Below are 22154 nucleotides of genomic sequence, written 5' to 3' on the forward strand. Positions count from 1 at the left end.
AGGGTGGTGACACCCTCTTAAATTTAAATGCTACTGAGAATACATATGTAGGATATTAATAATGATAGGATGTTAGTTATGAGATTAGATGAATTATTAGAAGAGATACCTTTTTATAACGTAGATGTTTCCATTAAAGACATTGTGATAGCTTCCGTGGATATGGATTCGCGAAAAGTCATTCCAAATAGTCTTTTTGTTTGTATTTCTGGCTACACCCAAGATGGTCATGACTATGTGGAGCAGGCTGTTGCCAATGGGGCTAGTGCTATCGTTGCTGAAAGACCAATCAAGGCAAATGTACCCGTAATTGTTGTAAGTGATACTGCCAGAGTATTAGCAATGTTAGCAGTTCGTTTTTATGGCTATCCAACAAAGGCACTTCCGTTGATAGGTGTAACTGGAACGAATGGCAAGACCACAGTGACTTATTTACTGGAAACGATTTTCAATAAGGATCATAAGAAAACAGGAGTTATTGGAACCATTCAAATGAAAATCGGGGATGATACGTTCCCTGTTAACAACACCACGCCAGATTCGCTAAATTTACAAAGGTCCTTCCGCCATATGTTGGAACATGACGTGGAACAAGCTATTATGGAAGTTTCCTCCCATGCGCTTGATATGGGCCGTGTTTATGGATGTGATTTCGATGTCGCTATCTTTACCAATCTCTCACAGGATCACTTGGATTATCATAAAGATATAGATGATTATTTACGTGCAAAAAGTCTTTTGTTTGCTCAATTAGGGAATACTTATGCAAAGCATCAACCTAAATTTGCTGTGTTAAACGAAGACGATCCAGCCAGCACTGTTTTAAAACGCAGTACCGCACAACCTGTACTCACGTATTCTTGCAAAAAGGATGCTGATGTTATGGCAACAGACATTAAATTAGATGCAGGAGGGACGTCGTTTACACTCGTCACACCTATAGGTTCTATTTCCATTAATTCCAAATTAATAGGTATGTTTAATGTATACAATATGCTTGCAGCAAGCACTGCTGCTATTGCAAAACAAGTGCCGTTAGCTACCATTAAAGAAGCACTTGATAGTATAACAGGGGTTAATGGCAGGTTTGAACCTGTGGATGAAAAACAAAACTATGCAGTGATCGTTGATTATGCACACACACCAGACTCTTTAGAGAATGTGTTACAAACAATTAAGGAATTTGCTGAAAGAAAAGTGTATGTGGTAGTAGGATGTGGTGGAGACCGTGATCGTACGAAACGTCCGCTTATGGCAGGTATTGCTCTTCAATACGCTGATCGTGCCATATTCACCTCTGATAATCCACGTACAGAGGACCCTGCGAAAATTCTTGATGATATGACGAAAGGCTTATCGGTGAGCAAGGATAATTATGAGGTAATAAGTGATCGAAAAGAAGCTATTCAATTTGCAGTCGAACAGGCTGAAGAGAATGATATCATCTTGATTGCTGGTAAAGGTCATGAGACGTATCAGCAAATTGGACATGTGAAACATGACTTTGATGACCGAGAAGTGGCGCGAAATGCCATAAGGAAAAAGGGGATTTAACCATGTTGTTTACAACGAATTGGCTTGAGGAGTTTCTAACACCGATGTCAACCAACTATAGCCATGGTGATATTCAAGAAGTGAACACTGATAGTAGAAAAAAAACAGAGAAAGCTCTATTCGTTCCTTTAGTGGGCGAGAATTTTGATGGACATGACTATATAGAACAAGCAGTTGAGAACGGAGCTATCGCAACGATTTGGGACAAAAGCAAACCATTTCCAAATAATCTTGATACATCTATTGTCGTTTATATGGTAGAGGATACACTTCAAGCATTGCAAAAAATTGCCGCGCGATACAGAGACAAAATAAATCCAACTGTTATCGGGATAACGGGTTCAAATGGAAAAACGACCACCAAGGACTTGGTTACGTCGATCATGAAAACATCCTTTCAAACCCATTTTACAAACGGGAATTATAATAATCATATTGGATTACCGCTCACTATATTATCCATGAAACCAGAAACGGAAGTACTCGTTTTAGAAATGGGGATGAGTCAGGCTGGGGAAATAGATACGTTAACTCGTCTGGCTAAACCGGATTATGCCATTATCACGAATATTGGTGAATCTCATATTGAGTACCTTGGATCAAGGGAAGGTATTGCCAAAGCTAAGTTAGAAATTGAGAATGGTTTAAAACAACAAGGTTTGTTATTTCTAGATGGGGATGAACCGCTACTTTCGTCAAAACATGGAGATGCCAAAGTGGTAACTTGTGGTTTTCAGCGTAACAACGAGCACATTATTACATCAACGGGTGTTCATCACAATAAGACGGTCTTTGATTTGGACGGTTATTCCTATGCAATTCCGTTACCAGGTAAGCACCATGCAAAGAATGCAAGCCTAGCAATACTAGTAAGTAGGCAATTAGGAATCTCCAATGAAAATATACAAAATGGATTACAAAACTTGAAGATGACAAATATGCGTTTTCAACTACTAGAAGGGAAGCAGCAAGTTTCCATTATTAATGATGCTTATAACGCATCTGCCACCTCCATGAAGGCAGCTATCGAAGTGGTGAAACAGATGGAGGGCTTCGAAAAAAAGATCCTTGTTCTAGGTGATATTTTAGAACTTGGAGATTTTACAGAGGAGCTCCATCGGTCTGTTGGAGGTGTAATTGAATCCCCAATAAACATGGTGTACACATACGGGGAGAATGCACACTGGATTACCGCTGAACTTGAGAGCAACAAGAAAGGTATATCGACTAAGCACTTTACAACGAAGGAAGAACTTGTCGAGGCACTACAGTCCCATTTGGATAAGAATACACTTATTTTATTTAAAGCTTCAAGAGGATTAAAGTTTGAAACAATGGTAGAGGCAATCAGTTAACCTTTACAGACGGACGGTTATCAACAAGGAGGAAAATCAGTGAATATTTCAGTATTATTAATCACAATTGCAATAGCATTTTTAATTACCGTCCTTTTATCTCCAATATTTATTCCATTTTTAAGAAGATTAAAGTTTGGACAAAGCATTAGAGAAGAAGGGCCAAAATCACATCAAAAGAAAACCGGGACCCCAACTATGGGAGGAATTATGATTGTTTTCAGCATCGTAATCACCTCTATTGTTATGGCATTTAAAGCAGGAGCTGATGGGATTGGCTATGAACTTTGGCTTTTAATTTTCGTACTGCTTGGTTATGGATTACTTGGGTTTTTGGATGATTATATAAAAGTAGCCATGAAACGAAATTTGGGGTTGACTTCCAAACAGAAAATGGCCGGGCAAATTATAATTGCACTCGTATTCTACTTTATTTTACAAAGTCAAGGTTTTGAAACTTTTGTACAGATCCCAGGAACCTCCTTCCAAGTAGAACTTGGTTGGGGATATGCTATTCTCATTATTTTCATGCTTGTTGGTGCTTCCAATGCAGTAAACCTTACTGATGGGTTGGATGGATTGTTGGCGGGGACTGCTGCAATTGCTTTTGGTGCATTTGGAATCCTTGCATGGTATGGTTTTCCACAAAATGAAATTGCAGTCTTTTCTCTAGCTGTAGTAGGGGCATTACTTGGATTTCTCGTGTTTAATGCACATCCAGCAAAAGTTTTTATGGGTGATACAGGTTCCCTAGCCCTTGGAGGAGCTATTGCGGCTATTGCCATACTTACAAAACTCGAAATTATTCTTGTTATTATTGGCGGAGTTTTTGTCATTGAAACGTTATCGGTTATTATCCAGGTCATCTCATTTAAGACAACTGGAAAAAGAGTGTTTAAAATGAGTCCGCTCCATCACCATTATGAATTACTGGGATGGTCAGAATGGCGAGTGGTAACTACTTTCTGGCTGATCGGGCTTGTATTTGCCGCACTTGGTATTTATATAGAGGTGGGATTAAATTGAAGCAGTTAACCGATTTTCCTTATTCTAATATACTTGTCTTAGGTCTAGCGAAGAGCGGAACTGCGGCAGCCGATATATTACTTGACAATGAGCGAAATGTCCGAATTAATGATATGCATGCAAATGAAAGTGATGAAATAGTTGCAGAATTAAAATCCAAAGGTGCAGAAGTTATTCTTGGAACACATCCCTTGCATGTGTTGGATGGAATGGATATTGTGGTTAAAAATCCGGGTATACCTTATGAAAATGCGATTGTTGCAGAAGCCATGGCAAGGGAGATTCCAATTATTACGGAAGTAGAACTTGCTGGACAATTGGCTGATGGAGAAATGGTCGCTATTACAGGGTCCAATGGGAAAACAACGACCACTACGTTAACGTCTGAAATGTTAGCCAAAAGCAATTTGCCTGTTAAAGTGGCAGGCAATATAGGGATGGTAGCTACGGAAGTTGCACAAACAGTTGCCAAGGATGAATCCTTGGTGTTAGAGCTATCTTCTTTTCAACTGTTAGGAATTCAAAAGTTTAAGCCAAGGATCGCAGTGCTACTGAATATTTTTGAAGCTCATTTGGATTACCATAAGACAATCGAGAATTATATGGAAGCCAAGTTCAATATTTTCCGCAACCAAACAGATGAGGATTATCTTGTGTACAATGCCGATGATGCGATGATCGTTAAAGCTGTAGAGAATGCTGCGTCTCAAAAGGTTCCTTTTTCTGTTACAAAGCGTTTAGATGATGGAGCATGGCTAGATGAGGCATTTTTGTATTTTCGAGATGAAAAGGTAATGCCATTAAGTGATATCGTGCTTGTAGGTGAGCATAATCTGGAGAATATTTTAGCAGCTATAGCAGCTGCGAAGCTTCGTGGGGCGACTAATGATGGTATCTACGAAGTACTCACTACCTTTGCAGGCGTCAAGCATCGTTTAGAATTTGTCGGTAATATTCATCAGAGGCTTTTTTATAATGATTCAAAGGCGACAAATATGCTTGCGACCCAAAAGGCGTTAGCTGCCTTTAAACAGCCAGTTATTCTATTGGCTGGAGGGCTTGACAGAGGGAATGATTTTGACTCACTTCTTCCTTATTTACAATACGTGAAATCAATGGTTGTTTTTGGGCAGACTGCGGAGAAGCTAAAAGAAGTTGGAATGAAGGCAGGAGTCAAGTCAGTAATTTCTGCTATTAATGTGGAAGACGCAGTGGAAAAAGCATACAAGACATCTATGGAAAAAGATGTAATTTTGTTATCTCCAGCGTGTGCTAGCTGGGATCAATATAAAACCTTTGAAGAAAGAGGTGACATGTTTATACAAGCCGTGCATAGACTTAAGTAGGGGGCTTGTCTTAAACTGTCCATGTTATAATACGTATTAGTAAAGAACACCCCCGTCTTATTTAAGAAGAAGGGGTGTTTTTTGTTGAGAAAAATTGTAAAGGATTCTAATGCACCTGATTATATACTAATTGTAGTTGTTATGAGCTTGTTGACCGCCGGTATTGTAATGGTATATAGCTCCTCTTATGTGTGGTCGGATTACAAATTCGGGGACTCTACCTATTACTTGAAAAGACAGCTTTTGTTTGCAGGAGCTGGAATTGTAGCGATGATTGGCACCATGCTTATACCTTATGGAACATGGAAAAAGTATGCCAAGGTTTTACTTATTAGTTGTTTTGTTCTCTTACTTTTAGTCTTGGTCCCGGGAGTAGGGATGGTTAGAGGAGGAGCACAAAGCTGGATTGGTGTAGGAGCCTTCAGTATTCAACCATCGGAATTTATGAAGCTAGGTCTAATTATATTTTTGGCGGCTTATTTAGCTGCAAATCAAAAGTATATCACCTCTTTTAAAAAAGGATTTTTCCCATCGATTATGTTAATTTTTACCGCATTTGGGCTTATTATGTTACAACCAGATCTTGGTACAGGGATGGTTCTTGTGCTTACTTGTATGGTGATGGTATTTGTTTCAGGTGCTAGATTTTTACATTTTTTTGGTCTAGCAGCGCTTGGGTTAATAGGTTTTGTCGTCTTAATTGCATCTGCTCCATACCGAATTAGTAGAATAACTGCTTTTTTAAACCCGTGGGAAGATCCACTTGGTGATGGTTTTCAGATCATACAATCCTTATATGCCATTGGACCTGGAGGTTTAATGGGGTTAGGTTTGGGGGAAAGCCTTCAAAAGTACTTTTATCTACCGGAACCTCAAACTGATTTTATTTTTGCGATCTTAGGTGAGGAACTGGGTTTTTTAGGAGGAAGTACGGTTATTGCTCTGTTTCTTCTCTTACTCTGGCGTGGTATTAAAATATCACTCGATGCACCGGATTCCTTTGCTCGTTTTTTAGCACTCGGAATCATTTCCATGCTTGCGATTCAAGCAATGATTAATATTAGTGTGGTCATCGGTCTTATTCCTGTAACAGGGATAACCTTGCCTTTTTTAAGTTATGGGGGATCTTCTCTTACTCTCACATTATGCTCGGTTGGGATATTACTAAACATAAGCAGATACTCCAAAATTTGAAGTGCTTCAGGGGAGGAATCAAAAACTGGTAAAAATTAATTAGTGATTAATCTCAAAAACTTGATAAACTATGAGTGTATACTACATTTCTATAAGGGATATGTGATATAATTCAGGTAACAGGAATCAATGGCTATTTCTAGTCGAAACTCTTTGTTAATTTTTTATAAAGGAAGAAATGGAGATGAGCCAAAAAAAGATTGTTTCAATCGAGGATCGAATTCCAAAACTGAAACAGGCAAGAAAAAAGAAAGCGAATCGTCGTCTAGTATTCTACCTTTCTATTTTTTTCTTTTTAATTTCAATTATTGTTTACTTGCAGTCACCTTTAAGTGATGTAAAAACAATAAATATTAAAGGAAATGAATTTTTATCCGATAATGAAGTTAAGGATCTAAGTGGGCTAACAACAGAGACGAATATTTGGAGTATTAATGGTGAACGAATTAGTGAGGCTATAGCGGAGAATCCCATTGTCGATTCGGTAGACGTCACAAGAGAGCTTCCGAGAACTGTAAAAATCGACATGAAAGAAGTGAATCGGGTTGGTTACATGAGACAAGACGGTAACTATTACCCTATACTGGGGAATGGAACGGTATTGCGGACAGCTGGTCAGCAAGTGAACAGAGGGGATGCACCATTGTTGCTTGATTTTGACGAGGAAGACAAACTACATAGCATGACAGCGGAGCTTGAGAAGTTACCGGCTAGTATTCTAAAGTTAATTTCGGAAATTTACTGGGTGCCCACAGAAAAAAACACAAACAAAATTATGCTTTATATGAATGATGGCTTTATGGTAGACGGTACAATCCGGGATTTTGCAGAAAAAATGAAGGTATATCCCTCTATTGTTTCCCAGTTAGAAGAAGGGAGCAAAGGGATAATTCATATTGGTGTAGGCGCTTATTTTGAAGCTTTTGATAATGCTGGTTCACAAGAGGAAGAAGAACAGCAGGAGGATACTGAATAGGCAATGCATCATGTAGAGTCACATAATTAGTAAAAGATACGAACCATTTAGTATGTGACCGGTAAAATAAACACACAAAAAATCTAGCGAAAATAAAGGAATCAGCTTTTTCTTGTGGAATAACCTATAATATATTTCTTTTTATAAGATATTACTTTAAAATGGTATGTTACCAGATAGAAGTATAGAATAATAAAAAACACAGATAAGTTTGCTGAAATTTGGGGGTGCCTTGATTTTGAACAACAATGATATATTAGTTAGCCTTGATATAGGTACGACGAAAATCAAAGTAATAATTGGAGAGGTTTTAAACGATTCGTTAAATATTATTGGTGTAGGGTCTGCGAAATCCAATGGGATGAAAAAGGGTGCAATCGTAGATATTGATCAAACTGTTCAATCTATCCGTAATGCAGTAGAGCAGGCAGAGCGGATGGTTGGGATGCAAATTGAGCGGGTGGTAGTGGGGATTAACGGCAGTCATATCCAATTACAGCCATGTCATGGTGTTGTCGCCGTTCAAAGTGAAGATAGGGAAATTAGAGATGAAGACATTTACCGGGTGATCGACGGCGCTCAAGTGATTTCCATTCCACCAGAAAGAGAAATTATCGATGTTATCCCTAAACAATTTATTGTTGACGGACTGGATGAGATAACGGACCCCCGTGGTATGATTGGTGTACGTTTAGAAATGGAAGGTACGATCATAACGTGCTCAAAGACAGTGCTGCACAATATTTTGAAATGTGTGGAACGCGCCAATCTGCAAATTGCAGATATATGTCTTCAGCCATTAGCAGCTGGAACAGTAGCTCTTTCCCGAGATGAAATGAACATGGGAGTTGCCCTGATAAATATTGGTGGTGGGTGTTCCACCGTATCGGTCTTTGAAAATGATCACCTTGCTTCCACTAGTGTTATCCCATTGGGTGGCGACAATATTACGAAAGACTTGTCTATTGGTATGCGAACAACATCTGAAGAAGCAGAGGATGTAAAGCGCAATTATGGACATGCTTTCTATAATAATGCCCAGGAAGATGAAACGTTTGAAGTTTCTGTGATAGGTAGTAATTCAAAACAAACCTTCAATCAGTTACAAATCGCTGATATGATTGAGGCAAGGTTGGAAGAAATCTTTGCTTTTGCAGAACGTGAAATCAGAAGAATGGGATATGGAGAGTTGCCTGGAGGATTTGTTTTAACAGGTGGTACCATGGCTATGCCTGGCGTACTGGAACTTGCTCAGGATATGTTCCATACAAGTGTGAGAATCGCAATCCCTGATTACATAGGTGTTCGAGAACCACAATTTACGGCAGGGGTAGGTATCTTGCAATTTGCGTATCGAAATGCGAAAATACAGGGAAAAGAGTTATTCCCATCTGTTATGATGCCAGAACATGAGCAACGACCAAAACGAACCAAAAAACAAACTGCACCAAATGAACCGAAAGAAAAGAAGAAAAAAGAATCGACTATAGCGAACCTGTTCAAAAATTTCTTTGATTAATGTGATAGTGACCAACCACTATTCTAAATACCCAATTTGATCATGGTTACGAAACTGATGATTGGAAGCTATAACTGTGGACATGCAAGGTTAATAGACTTCCAGAATGCTTGTAATATGCATATAGGAGGAACGGATTATGTTAGAGTTTGATACAAATATGGAAGAATTAGCAACAATAAAAGTAATCGGCGTTGGTGGTGGTGGTAACAACGCTGTTAACCGTATGATCGAGCACGGTGTGGAAGGCGTTGAGTTCATCGCTGTAAATACAGACGCACAAGCGTTAAACCTTTCCAAAGCAGAGGTTAAAATTCAAATTGGTGGCAAACTAACTCGTGGACTTGGTGCAGGAGCTAACCCTGAAGTAGGGAAGAAAGCTGCTGAAGAAAGTAAAGAACAGTTAGAGGAAGTGCTTCAAGGCGCTGATATGATTTTTGTAACTGCTGGAATGGGTGGCGGTACAGGTACAGGCGCAGCTCCGGTAATTGCACAAATTGCAAAAGATCTTGGTGCGTTAACTGTAGGAGTCGTAACACGTCCTTTCTCATTTGAAGGTAGAAGACGTTCCACACAAGCAATCTCTGGTATTGAAGCATTAAAATCAAGTGTGGATACGCTTATCGTTATCCCGAACGACCGTTTATTAGAGATCGTGGATAAAAACACGCCAATGCTTGAGGCGTTCCGTGAAGCCGATAATGTTCTACGCCAAGGTGTACAAGGTATTTCAGATTTAATTGCCAAGCCAGGTTTAATCAATGTGGACTTTGCTGATGTAAAGACAATCATGTTTGATAAAGGATCTGCTCTCATGGGGATTGGGGTAGCTACAGGTGAGACACGAGCTACTGAAGCTGCTAAAAAGGCGATCTCCTCACCATTACTTGAGACATCCATTGATGGTGCGCACGGTATTCTGATGAATATCACAGGTGGTACAAATCTAAGTCTATATGAAGTACAAGAAGCAGCAGATCTTGTAACTTCTGCGGCTGATAATGAAGTGAATGTAATCTTTGGATCTGTTATTAACGAAGATCTTAAAGACGAAATTGTGGTAACAGTAATTGCTACAGGATTTGATGAGAGCGTTCAAAAAGCTGAAAAACAACCCAAGCAACAAACACAGCGTCCTGTAATTAATCATAATCAACATGCTGCAACGCGTGCTAATGAAGAGACGTCAACTAGAGAGCCTGCGCAGCCACGTGTTAACAAGCAAGAGGAAGATACATTAGACATTCCTACTTTCTTAAGAAATAGAAACCGTAATCGTTAAGAATTAGTATTGCAAAAAATAATGGATAACGTTTCAAGATGGACTTTGCTTAGGCAAGGTCCATCTTTTTTTGTTAGGGATTTGCCAATGTTGTGTAGCTAACTTCTGCGGCCTTTTGGCTCAACATATCAATATTTTACTTCTCTATTAATTTTTCCTACTGACATATTCTTCGATAACTAGTTGAAATTAGCCCCTTTGTGCATACAAGAAGTGACAGACTTTGCTCTATTGCTTCGGTATACTTTCATTACTATCTAAATAGTCCTACCAACTATGCTTTTAGCCAGTCTTAACATGGCAGTTAGACCCCTACTACAAGAAAGTGGAGAGCAATCAAGAAATATTCTAGGTGGGAGACCAACTTCCACCAAGTTCCGATTTGTTCAACTAACATTGGGTGAAGGAGGAAGTGAGCCCCCCACCAAATGAAGTTTCACATTATTCCATACGTAAAGGTCAGTAAGGTGTCCACTAATTATGGAGCTATTTTATTTTTCTTATCGTTAAAGGATATCTGAAAGGAAGAACTGTCTTGATCATTTATTTAGATGCTGTATGGATGCTGAATTTTTTACTTGATGCAATGCTTCTTCTTTTGACACAAGCTTTGTGTAGAGAAGTTACAAAAAAATGGAGGATTGTTTTTGGAGCATTTATTGCCTCCCTTTTAGTTCCTATCACGGTGTATTTTCCGGACTCTTTCATTGTAGGAGTCTTTGGAAAAGCGTTGTATTCCATTGGTATTATATGGAGTACTTTTGGGGTTAGAAATTTGTATCGAACACTTAAGCTACTCTTTGTTTTTTATTTCTCTACCTTTTCCATAGGAGGTGGATTACTAGCTGTACATTATGTTATTCAAAATCCAATCTCTATTTCGGGAAGTAGCGTGCTTACTTTTAATGCAGGATATGGTGATCCGGTTAGTTGGGTTTTTGTAGTTATTGGATTCCCGATAATTTGGTGGTTTACGAAGAATCGAATGGACAAGCACGCAACAGAAAAGATTCGTTATGAGCAACTTTGTATGGTGGCCATTCAGTTGAACAATCAAACCTTTACGACCAAGGGATACATTGATAGTGGTAATCAACTGACAGATCCCATTACCAAGAAACCTGTAGTTATCTGTGATGAAAGCTTTTTAAGAAACTGGTTTTCAGAAACCGAATGGATATTATTAAAATCCTCTTATGAAAGTTTAGATTTTGAGCAACTTCCTAAAAAGTGGGAAAGGTTTATCCAAATTGTGCCGTACCAAGGTGTGAAGGGAAAGAGTGAGTTCCTTTTTACGCTAAGACCTGAGAGATTAATGGTCTATCATGGAGAACAGAAATTGGTCGCTACAAATGTGTTAATAGGTATTCAATTTGCAGAGTTGGTAAGGGATGGGAGCTATCATTGTCTGTTGCAGCCACAAATTATAAAACTAGCAGCTATAAGTACTGCATAAAAAGGAGAGATTTAGAGTGAAATCTGTAAAACTTCGTCTACGTTTATGGTGGTATAAGGTTCTTATTAAGATTGGTATTAAATCTGATGAAATCTACTATATTGGTGGAAGTGAAGCCTTACCACCCCCACTATCCAAACAAGAGGAGCAAGAACTTCTAACTCTACTTCCGAAAGGGGATAAGGCAGCAAGAGCAGTATTAATTGAGCGAAATCTCCGCCTTGTTGTTTATATCGCCCGCAAATTTGAAAATACGGGTATAAATATTGAAGATCTCATTAGCATCGGCACAATTGGTTTAATTAAAGCTGTTAATACCTTCAATCCGGAAAAACAGATAAAACTTGCCACTTACGCTTCCAGATGTATTGAAAATGAGATTCTTATGTATCTTAGAAGAAATAATAAACTTAAATCAGAAATTTCTTTTGATGAACCGTTGAATATTGATTGGGATGGAAACGAATTACTCTTATCAGATGTTTTAGGTACAGATGATGATATCATTACCAAAAATCTTGAATCTAATGTGGATAAAAGCTTGTTAAAAAGTGCACTTTCCCAGCTTAATGATCGAGAAAAACAAATTATGGAGCTTCGGTTTGGTCTAGTTGGCCAAGAAGAAAAAACACAAAAAGATGTAGCAGATATGTTGGGTATATCCCAGTCCTATATTTCTAGACTGGAGAAAAAAATAATTAGGCGTTTAAAAAAAGAATTTAATAAAATGGTCTAGCCTTATCCCTCTAAGATTTAACCCGATTTTCTACCATGTTTGTCACTGACCACACTGCATAAAAAGCTTTCCAGGTGGAGAAACTGTCCTTGAACAGCATCACCATCTGGGAGGGTTGAACGATAGTGACTAGACATAAAGTAGAAATATGTGGTGTTGATACATCGAAATTACCTGTACTCAAAAATGAAGAAATGCGAAAATTATTTGTGAAAATGCAACAAGAGGATGACATTTCCGCCAGAGAGCAACTGGTAAATGGGAACCTTCGTCTTGTGCTTAGTGTGATTCAACGATTTAATAACCGCGGTGAATATGTCGATGATTTATTCCAAGTCGGTTGTATTGGCTTAATGAAATCCATTGATAACTTTGATTTATCACATAACGTGAGATTTTCGACGTATGCTGTTCCCATGATTATCGGTGAAATAAGAAGGTATCTCCGGGATAATAATCCAATTAGAGTTTCCAGATCTTTACGAGATATCGCATATAAAGCATTACAGGTTAGAGAAAAGTTAATTAATAAAACATCAAAAGAACCGACACCTATGGAGATAGCAGAAGAAATGGGTGTACCGCATTCTGATATTGTGTTCGCAATGGATGCTATTCAGGATCCGGTTTCACTTTTTGAGCCAATCTATAATGATGGTGGCGATCCAATATTTGTAATGGATCAGATAAGTGACGATAAAGACAAGGATTCAACCTGGCTGGATAAACTTTCACTAAAGGAAGGCATGCACCAGCTAAATGAACGGGAAAAAATGATCCTAAACAAACGTTTCTTTCAAGGAAAAACACAAATGGAGGTTGCTGATGAAATCGGGATTTCACAGGCTCAGGTTTCGCGATTAGAAAAAGCAGCCATTAAGCAAATGAATAAACAAATGTTTGAATAATGGTTTTGAGTTAACAAGTGAATATTTATAACTAGCCGAAAGGTTACTCGATTAATATGGATTAATTCGAGTTATCTTTCGGTTTTTGTTTGGCAAAAGTCTTTTATCCCCCTATCTTTTAATTGTTTTAAATGACAATTTATCGCATATATTTAGAGTAACTGGAGGGATGAAAATGATGAAGCTATCAGAATTACAAGTTAAAGAGGTAATTATTGTGGATGACGGTAAGCGACTTGGACATATATCAGATCTTGAAATTGATACTAACAGTGGGAAAATCGTGGCTATTGTGCTAACTGTAAAGGATAAAAAAAATGGTTTCTTTGGGAAGTCAGATGAATTAGTTATACAATGGAACCAAATCGTTAGAATCGGGTCGGATGTTATTTTAGTAAAAAACGTTGGGCAGCCAACACTGTATTCGGGGAATTTTATTACGGGTCATAACGGTTGAAACGTCTAAAATATGATAAAATGGTTCCAGAACATGCAGGAGGGTAATTCATATGAGTGAACCATTTATTATTGATCATGCATCCAATTTACGAATCGGAAAATGGGAAAAGCTGTCGCCTGCTTTGACAGCTGGATTTACCACAAGAATAGGTGGAGTAAGTCCCCAACCTTACCAAAGTCTTAACATGGGTTTGCACGTTAAAGATCATCACAACAATGTGATAAAAAACAGAGAAATTTTAGCAAATACACTGTCTTTTCCACTTAGTAACTGGATAGTGGGAGAGCAAGTTCACAATACAAAAGTAAAAACAGTAACACGGCAAGACGCTGGAAGCGGTGCGATTCAGCTTGAAAGTTCTTTGACAGGTATAGACGGGATTGTTTCGACAGAAGAGGGTGTTTTATGTGCAGCCTTCTACGCGGATTGTGTTCCCTTATTTTTCTTCGACCCAAAACAACACAAGATAGGTATTGCCCATGCTGGTTGGAAAGGATCTGTACATGGAATAGCGGAAGAGATGGTTGGGAAGTTTGTAAATATGGGCACTAACTTGACAGATTTACTTGTGGTAATTGGTCCTTGCATATCTCGAAAACATTATGAAGTGGACGAGCAGGTAATCACCCATATACCGGATAAATTCTTTACGAATAGTGTAGATGTTAAGGGGAATGGCTACTACAATCTTGATTTAAAACAGTTAAACATGGATATTCTTTTACAATCTGGGGTATTACGTAATAATATAAGTGTAACCAATTACTGCACCTATCAAGATAAGGAGCTTTTTTTCTCTCATCGGAGAGATAATGGAAAAACGGGGAGAATGCTTGGATTTATCGGTTTTTCCAATTAGCTCAACGAAGGAGGAGAAGGAATACGCATGCAGGTTGCCGCAAAACTTGAAGAAATAAATCGTAAAATAGAACATGCCTGTTTAAAAAGTAATCGATCAATAGAGGAAATTACGCTAATTGGTGTGACGAAATATGTTACAATAGAACGAACCGAGGAAGCGATTCAAGCAGGTGTCCACCATATTGGTGAAAACCGACTTGAAGGATTTAGAGAAAAGTATGATCACTTCCAAGGAATGGACCTTAAATGGCATTTTATCGGAACTCTACAATCTAGAAAAGTTAAGGATATTATCCATCAAGTTGATGTCATCCACTCGCTGGACAGACTCTCGCTTGCAAAAGAGATAAATAAGCGAGCCCAACAGACTGTAGATTGTTTTATCCAAGTAAATGTAAGTAAAGAGGAATCCAAACACGGATTAAGTCCAGAAGAAGTTTTACCATTTCTTGAAAAGCTGGGCGATCACCAGAAAATCCAGGTGGTTGGCTTGATGACAATGGCGCCACATACAGAAGATGAGACAGTAGTCCGTCAGGTTTTTAAACGACTGGCTGAATTAAAAGAAAAAGTGCAAGAAAAGGGCTATGAGCACGCACCTTGTACGTATTTATCAATGGGGATGAGCAATGATTATGAGGTGGCAATTGAAGAGGGAGCTACCCATATCCGAATCGGATCCAAATTAGTGGGGTGAAAAAGATGAGTATAAAAAACAAATTGAAAAACTATTTTACTATGGATGATGAGTATGAGTACGAGTATGTAGAAGTTCCTGTTGATGAGGAACCAGAGCAAAAGGAAACACCTTCGCCGCAAGGGAAGAAACAAAATGTGGTGAGTCTAACTAGTATGCAACAGGCTTCATCTAAGGTTGTTCTATGTGAGCCAAGAACTTATAACGAAGCACAGGAAATTGCGGACAATATTATAAACAGGCGTGCCGTAGTTATCAATTTACAGCGGGTTGACCATCAACAGGCGAAACGTATTGTTGATTTCTTAAGTGGTACTGTTTATGCCTTAAATGGCGATATTCAAAAACTTGGTGCAGAGACTTTTCTTTGCACACCAGATAATGTAAATGTTTCGGGTTCTATTTCAGAGGCATTTTCGGAAAATGAATTTGAAAAGGGATGGTAGATAGATGTATCAGGTTTTTCAGCTGTTAAACACAGCACTAACACTTTACAGCTTTGCGTTAGTTATTTATATTTTCATGTCCTGGTTCCCTGGAGCGAGAGAATCCAGTTTTGGTTCTATTTTAACAAAAATATGTGAGCCATATTTGGAACAGTTTCGGAAGTTTATCCCACCACTTGGAATGATTGATTTGTCTCCAATCGTGGCAATTTTTGTCCTTTATTTGGCAAGAATGGGCTTATGGGAATTCTACCAAATATTAGTATAGGTGTTACATATGGACATATATCAGCACTTTAGAAAAGATGAACAACCTTTTATTGATAAAGTTTTATCATGGAAGGAGCAGGTTGAGAGAAACTTTCAGACAAAGCTTACTGATTTTCTTGACCCTAGAGAGCAGCAGATACTGCAAATGCTCGTCGGTGGGGATGCGTCTGATATAAAGCTTTCTATTGAGGGTGGAGCAGCTCATGCGGAGAGGAAGCGTGCGATGATTGCTCCATTCTATGAAGAAATCAATTTAGAGGACTTTCAGCTAACCTTGTGTCAAGCAACATATCAAAGTAAATTTGTAAAATTGGAGCATCGTGATGTGATGGGCGCGTTCTTGTCGCTGGGCATTAAGAGACAAAAGCTTGGAGATATTACCGTAAAGGATGGAACCTTGCAAATCATCATGGCCGATGAGATCGCCCCTTTTGTCACAACGAATTTAAATATGATCAAAAAGGCAAAAATTAAGCTTGAGGAAAAACCTTTAGAAGAGGGGTTAACAAGCGAACAGCAATGGGATCATTCCGATAAAACCGTCTCCTCCTTACGATTAGATACGGTTCTGAAAGAAATCTATCACCTATCTAGAAAAGATGCGGCATCTTACATAGCGAAGCAGCAAGTGAAAGTGAATTATAAAATAGTTGAAGATGGAAAATATGGCCTGCAGGAAGGAGATTTATTATCTCTTAGAGGGAAGGGAAGAAGTAAGCTTGTTGCTGTAAACGGCCAAACCAAAAAAGATAAGTTGAAAATAACCATTGCTGTGCTAAAATAAAAACATACCTGTGCAGAAAATCAACGCTTTTTGTCTCCTGAGTCAATGACAGGTATAATTGAAATTGCTATTATCCATTAATTTTAAACGTAAGCTATTATTTAAAAGGAGGTGGCCAATGTGCCATTAACGCCACTGGATATCCATAATAAGGAATTCACAAGAAAATTTAAAGGGTATGATGAAGACGAAGTAAATGAATTTCTTGATCAGGTTATTAAAGATTACGAAATCGTAATCCGTGATAAAAAGGATCTTGCGGAAAAAGTGGAGCAGTTAACAGAAAGACTTGGACATTTTACAAATATTGAAGAAACGCTTAATAAGTCCATTTTGATTGCTCAAGAAACTGCTGAGGAAATAAAAGGTAATGCGACAAAAGAATCGAAGCTGATTATTAAAGAAGCAGAGAAAAACGCTGATCGTATTATTAACGAGGCGTTGAGCAAATCTAGACGCATCTCTATGGACGTAGAAGAGTTGAAAAAACAAGCAAAAGTATTCCGTACGCGTCTTAAAATGCTTGTAGAAGCCCAATTAGATATGATTGGTACCGATGATTGGGAACAATTGTTTGATGCTGAAATTGGTGAAGAGCTAGAATTAACGGAAAATGAGTCATAAACCTTGACGACTTTATTTTTTTTACATATAATTCTATGACATAAACATCGTATATTGTAAAAAACCTATATTGAAAAGCGTTGACGGAGACAGTATAAAAGCGCATCTGGTAAAGCGAGCTGGGGTATGGTGTAAGCCCAGTACAGAGACTTTTAGAACATCACTCCCGAGTTTTTATTGTGAAGCAAGTAGCAATAAACGATTCATCCACGTTACGGATATCGAGTGAATTTAGGATCCTTGTGATTTTAAATTTATAAGGGTGGTACCGCGAGTCTTCTCGTCCCTTTTGGGATAGAAGGCTTTTTTTAATTTTAGAACAGGAGGAGCAAATATGGAATACAAAGATACATTACTAATGCCGAAAACAGAATTTCCGATGCGTGGAAACCTGCCGAATAAAGAACCAAAACGCCAGGAGGAATGGGAAGAGAAGGATATTTACCAAAAGAGTCTGGAACGTTCTAAAGGTAAACCTTTATTTGTCCTGCATGACGGGCCTCCGTATGCAAATGGAGACATCCATATTGGGCATGCACTTAATAAGATTTTAAAGGATTTTATTACGCGTTATAAATCTATGACAGGTTATTACGCCCCATATGTACCGGGCTGGGACACACATGGACTGCCAATTGAAACAGCTTTAACAAAGAAAAAGAAAGTAAAGCGTAAAGAAATGAGTGTTGCCGAATTCCGACAGCTTTGTGCAGAGTATGCGCTCGGACAGGTGGATAGCCAGCGTACGCAATTTAAACAGCTGGGCGTTCGTGGAGACTGGGATAATCCTTATATTACGTTAACGAAGGATTATGAAGCTGCCCAAATTAAAGTGTTCGGTGAGATGGCGAAAAAAGGGTATATTTACAAAGGACTAAAGCCTGTTTATTGGTCTCCATCCTCTGAATCTGCACTCGCAGAGGCTGAGATCGAATACCATGATAAACGTTCTCCTTCCATTTATGTCGGTTTTGAAGTCCAGGACGGGAAAGACGTGCTTGATGGTGGCGAGAAAATTATTATTTGGACGACTACCCCATGGACAATGCCAGCAAACTTAGGAATCAGTGTTCATCCAGAATTAGAGTACGTTGTTGTTGCGGCAAATGATGAGAAATATGTTCTTGCACAAGCTTTAGTTGAAACAGTAGCGGAAACATTAGAATGGGAAAATTACGAAGTAGTCAAAACCTTTAAAGGACACGAAGCAGATCGTGTCGTTGCGAAGCATCCTTTCTATGACAGAGATTCACTTGTCATGCTAGGAGAACACGTTACAACAGATGCCGGAACAGGCTGTGTACACACTGCACCAGGTCACGGGGAAGATGACTTTTACGTATCACGCAGCTATGGAATTGATGCGTTATGTCCAGTTGATGAGAAAGGTGTATTCACAAATGAAGCACCTGGATTCGAAGGGTTGTTTTACGATGAAGCTAATAAAACGATTACCGAAAAATTAGAGGAAGTAGGCGCGTTATTAAAGCTTACGTTCATCACACACTCTTACCCACATGACTGGAGAACGAAAAAACCAACTATTTTCCGTGCTACTTCTCAATGGTTTGCATCCATTAAAGACTTCCGCCAAAATATTTTGGATGAGATTAAAGAAGTTAACTGGTATCCAAACTGGGGTGAAACACGTCTTTATAACATGGTACGTGATCGTGAAGACTGGTGTATTTCCCGTCAGCGTACGTGGGGTGTACCAATCCCTGTATTTTATGCAGAAGATAGAACGCCGATTATTACAGATGAGACCATTAATCACGTGTCAAACCTGTTTAAACAGCATGGTTCCAACATTTGGTTCGAATGGGATGCGAAGGATTTATTGCCTGAAGGATTTACCTCTGAGCAAAGCCCAAATGGCGAGTTTACAAAAGAGACGGATATCATGGATGTATGGTTTGACTCAGGTTCCTCCCATGAAGGGGTTTTAGTTGAACGAGAGGAGCTTCAGCGTCCTGCTGATGTTTACTTGGAAGGTAGTGACCAATACCGCGGATGGTTTAACTCATCACTATCAACTGCTGTAGCTGTAACTGGTAAGGCACCTTATAAAACGGTAATAAGCCATGGATTCGTATTGGATGGTAATGGGAGAAAAATGAGTAAGTCATTAGGAAATGTCATGATCCCATCGAAGGTTCAAAAGCAGCTTGGATCGGATATTTTAAGACTTTGGGTATCTTCTGTGGATTATCAGGCAGATGTTCGTATTTCCAATGATATCTTAAAACAAATCTCTGAAGCATACCGTAAGATCCGTAATACGTTCCGCTTTATGTTGGCTAATCTATCTGATTTTAATCCAGAAACAGACCGGGTTTCCCATAATGATTTAGAAGAAGTAGATCAATATATGCTACAACGCCTGCAGCGACTAGTGAAGGATGTAAGAGCTAATTATGAAAACTACGAGTTTTCACCAATCTTCCATCAGATTCATAATTTTTGTGCGGTGGATTTAAGTTCATTCTATTTGGATTTCGCCAAAGATGTTTTATATATTGAGGCAAAAGAAAACCATCGCCGTAGAAGCATTCAGACTGGTTACTATGAGATCTTAACCACACTTGTTAAGCTTCTAACACCAATTATTCCGCATACAGCAGATGAGGTTTGGGAGTATATTCCAGGTGCAAAAGAAGAAAGTGTGCAGCTTACAGATATTCCAGAGGTTGCAGAAAATGAAAATACCGACCTTTCGCAAAAATGGGATCATTTTATGAAAGTAAGGGATGACGTGTTAAAAGCATTAGAAGAAGCACGTAATGAAAAAGTAATCGGAAAATCACTTGAGGCGAAGATTACGATTGTACCGAAAGATCAGGAGACAAAGGATGTACTAGAAGCAGTGGATCATTTGCATCAATATTTGATTGTTTCCGAAGCAGTTGTGCAAGCAAGTGCCGAGAATACAAGATCCTATAAAAATGTTGATGTTGCTGTAGAAGCACATCCAGGTGAGAAATGTGAACGTTGCTGGGTGGCCTCTGAAACAGTGGGCGAAGACAAAGATCATCCGACCCTTTGTACACGTTGTGCGAATGTTGTAAAAGAACATTATATGGCATAGGTTTTGTAAATCGGGATGTGACATGTAAATAGTCAAAATAGCCGTACTTAAACCCTGTTTTCTCTATGATCACAAGGGCTTAGGTACGGCTTTTGCTTGTTAATATTTTGCCGTGAATTGAAAATTTACGGCATTACGTTTAAGATATAAAGGAACATATTGGAGAATCGGAGGAACAAGCATGTACATATATTACATTTTTGCGCTTATTATAATTGGCATAGATCAATTGACAAAATGGCTGGTTGTAAAAAACATGGAGTTAGGAGAAGAGATTACGATTATTAATCAATTCTTTTCCTTGACCTCACATCGTAATACTGGTGCAGCCTGGGGGATATTGGAAGGGCAAATGGCTTTCTTTTACATTGTTACGGTGGTTGTGGTAGCAGGTATTATTTTCTACATGCAACGTTATGCCAAAGATAGTCGTGGACTGGCTATCGCGCTAAGTCTTCTGTTAGGTGGAGCAATTGGGAATTTTATCGACCGTTTATTCCGTCAAGAAGTTGTCGACTTCTTTGACTTTATAATTTTCGGCTACGATTTCCCTATATTTAATATAGCTGATTCATCTCTTGTAATTGGTGTATTTTTAATTATTATTCTTACCATTATCGATGAGTTAAAGAAAGGAAAAGGTAAAAAATGAGTCAATTCCAACATGAAGTAACAGCTTCTGAAGCAGGTACACGTTTAGATAAGCTCCTTTCAGAAATAAATGCAGAAAGTTCAAGATCACAGGTTCAAACATGGATTAGTAAAGGATTGGTTATTGTAAATGGCCAAGAGCCTAAAGCGAATTATAAGTGTCAACAAGGAGATCACGTAGGATGGTCGATACCTGAACCAGAAACTTTACAAATCAACCCTGAGAATATCCCGCTTGATATTGTCTATGAAGATAGTGACTTATTAGTCGTTAATAAGGAAAAGGGCATGGTGGTCCACCCTTCAGCCGGACATCAAACAGGGACGCTGGTGAACGCCCTCCTGTACCATTGCCAAGATCTGTCAGGGATTAATGGAGTAGAAAGGCCAGGAATTGTTCATCGGATTGATAAGGATACGAGTGGCTTGCTCGTAGTGGCTAAGAATGACCTTGCTCACAGACATTTATCTAAACAAATGTCTGAAAAAACAATTGAGCGAAAATATGAAGCGATTGTTCATGGGGAAATCCCGCATGAAACCGGGATGGTGGATGCTCCGATTGGAAGAGACCCGAAGGATAGACAAAAAATGGCAGTGGTGGACAATGGAAAAGCAGCTGTTACCCATTTTCAAGTTTTAAAAAGCTATCCAGATTATACGCGAATTGAATGTCAACTGGAGACAGGAAGAACTCACCAAATTCGTGTGCATATGAGATATATTGGTTATCCACTCGTTGGCGATCCTAAGTATGGACCGAGAAAGACCATGAATACGGAGGGGCAAGTATTGCATGCGAAATCCCTTGGTTTTACACACCCTAAAACGGGGGAATGGTTAAAATTTGAAGCGCCTTTACCAAGCTATTTCACAGAGGTTATTGATTATATCGAGAAAATGTATTGACATCTAAGGTGA

The 22154-nt window shown here is 38.7% G+C and carries 21 protein-coding genes and 1 other annotated feature; all 21 genes read left to right on the forward strand.

What is annotated here, in order from left to right; genetic code table 11:
• Positions 1–78 precede the first annotated feature (78 nt).
• Entirely contained in the window at positions 79–1554 is a 1476-nt protein-coding gene (locus LG273_RS08455) for a UDP-N-acetylmuramoyl-L-alanyl-D-glutamate--2,6-diaminopimelate ligase (RefSeq protein WP_404459178.1), read from the forward strand.
• A gap of 2 nt (positions 1555–1556) precedes the next feature.
• Positions 1557–2909, forward strand: a complete 1353-nt coding sequence (gene murF / locus LG273_RS08460) for a UDP-N-acetylmuramoyl-tripeptide--D-alanyl-D-alanine ligase (RefSeq protein ID WP_404459180.1) — start codon at positions 1557–1559, stop codon at positions 2907–2909.
• Positions 2910–2948: 39 nt separating this feature from the next.
• Positions 2949–3935, forward strand: a complete 987-nt coding sequence (gene mraY / locus LG273_RS08465; protein ID WP_404459182.1) for a phospho-N-acetylmuramoyl-pentapeptide-transferase — start codon at positions 2949–2951, stop codon at positions 3933–3935.
• Entirely contained in the window at positions 3932–5281 is a 1350-nt protein-coding gene (gene murD, locus LG273_RS08470) for a UDP-N-acetylmuramoyl-L-alanine--D-glutamate ligase (RefSeq protein WP_379560988.1), read from the forward strand. The genes mraY and murD overlap by 4 nt, the downstream gene beginning before the upstream one ends.
• A gap of 93 nt (positions 5282–5374) precedes the next feature.
• Positions 5375–6475, forward strand: coding sequence for a stage V sporulation protein E (spoVE, locus tag LG273_RS08475; protein WP_379561198.1), 1101 nt, complete (start codon positions 5375–5377; stop codon positions 6473–6475).
• Positions 6476–6659: 184 nt separating this feature from the next.
• A complete protein-coding gene (locus tag LG273_RS08480; protein WP_379560989.1) occupies positions 6660–7451 on the forward strand; it encodes a cell division protein FtsQ/DivIB in 792 nt (263 codons plus the stop codon).
• A 238-nt stretch (positions 7452–7689) separates the two neighbouring features.
• Positions 7690–8970, forward strand: a complete 1281-nt coding sequence (ftsA, locus tag LG273_RS08485; RefSeq protein WP_404459184.1) for a cell division protein FtsA — start codon at positions 7690–7692, stop codon at positions 8968–8970.
• Between the two features lie 139 nt (positions 8971–9109).
• Complete coding sequence (gene ftsZ / locus LG273_RS08490; RefSeq protein WP_379560991.1) at positions 9110–10252, forward strand: cell division protein FtsZ; 1143 nt, start codon at positions 9110–9112, stop codon at positions 10250–10252.
• A gap of 535 nt (positions 10253–10787) precedes the next feature.
• Positions 10788–11708, forward strand: coding sequence for a sigma-E processing peptidase SpoIIGA (gene spoIIGA, locus LG273_RS08495; protein ID WP_379560992.1), 921 nt, complete (start codon positions 10788–10790; stop codon positions 11706–11708).
• 16 nt (positions 11709–11724) lie between these two features.
• Positions 11725–12444: an RNA polymerase sporulation sigma factor SigE gene (gene sigE, locus LG273_RS08500; protein ID WP_379560994.1), complete on the forward strand. Its 720-nt coding sequence runs from the start codon at positions 11725–11727 to the stop codon at positions 12442–12444.
• Positions 12445–12569: 125 nt separating this feature from the next.
• Entirely contained in the window at positions 12570–13352 is a 783-nt protein-coding gene (gene sigG / locus LG273_RS08505; protein ID WP_379560995.1) for an RNA polymerase sporulation sigma factor SigG, read from the forward strand.
• A 175-nt stretch (positions 13353–13527) separates the two neighbouring features.
• The gene (locus tag LG273_RS08510; RefSeq protein ID WP_379560996.1) at positions 13528–13809 is read left to right on the forward strand and encodes a YlmC/YmxH family sporulation protein; all 282 of its coding nucleotides are present in this window, start codon (positions 13528–13530) and stop codon (positions 13807–13809) included.
• 52 nt (positions 13810–13861) lie between these two features.
• Complete coding sequence (gene pgeF / locus LG273_RS08515) at positions 13862–14671, forward strand: peptidoglycan editing factor PgeF (protein WP_379560997.1); 810 nt, start codon at positions 13862–13864, stop codon at positions 14669–14671.
• 27 nt (positions 14672–14698) lie between these two features.
• The gene (locus tag LG273_RS08520; protein WP_404459188.1) at positions 14699–15370 is read left to right on the forward strand and encodes a YggS family pyridoxal phosphate-dependent enzyme; all 672 of its coding nucleotides are present in this window, start codon (positions 14699–14701) and stop codon (positions 15368–15370) included.
• 5 nt (positions 15371–15375) lie between these two features.
• Positions 15376–15816 (forward strand): cell division protein SepF, encoded by a 441-nt coding sequence (locus LG273_RS08525; protein WP_379560999.1) that lies wholly within the window; start codon positions 15376–15378, stop codon positions 15814–15816.
• Between the two features lie 4 nt (positions 15817–15820).
• Complete coding sequence (locus tag LG273_RS08530; RefSeq protein WP_379561001.1) at positions 15821–16084, forward strand: YggT family protein; 264 nt, start codon at positions 15821–15823, stop codon at positions 16082–16084.
• Between the two features lie 9 nt (positions 16085–16093).
• Positions 16094–16870: an RNA-binding protein gene (locus tag LG273_RS08535; RefSeq protein WP_404459190.1), complete on the forward strand. Its 777-nt coding sequence runs from the start codon at positions 16094–16096 to the stop codon at positions 16868–16870.
• Between the two features lie 120 nt (positions 16871–16990).
• Positions 16991–17494, forward strand: coding sequence for a DivIVA domain-containing protein (locus LG273_RS08540; RefSeq protein ID WP_379561003.1), 504 nt, complete (start codon positions 16991–16993; stop codon positions 17492–17494).
• Between the two features lie 71 nt (positions 17495–17565).
• Positions 17566–17785: a binding site (T-box leader), on the forward strand.
• A 43-nt stretch (positions 17786–17828) separates the two neighbouring features.
• A complete protein-coding gene (gene ileS / locus LG273_RS08545; RefSeq protein ID WP_379561004.1) occupies positions 17829–20582 on the forward strand; it encodes an isoleucine--tRNA ligase in 2754 nt (917 codons plus the stop codon).
• Between the two features lie 181 nt (positions 20583–20763).
• A complete protein-coding gene (lspA, locus tag LG273_RS08550; protein ID WP_379561005.1) occupies positions 20764–21234 on the forward strand; it encodes a signal peptidase II in 471 nt (156 codons plus the stop codon).
• A complete protein-coding gene (locus LG273_RS08555) occupies positions 21231–22142 on the forward strand; it encodes an RluA family pseudouridine synthase (protein ID WP_379561006.1) in 912 nt (303 codons plus the stop codon). Before lspA ends, LG273_RS08555 begins: the two co-directional genes overlap by 4 nt.
• Positions 22143–22154 lie beyond the last annotated feature (12 nt).

Source organism: Oceanobacillus kapialis (assembly GCF_044790185.1).
Lineage (GTDB): Bacteria > Bacillota > Bacilli > Bacillales > Amphibacillaceae > Oceanobacillus_B > Oceanobacillus_B kapialis.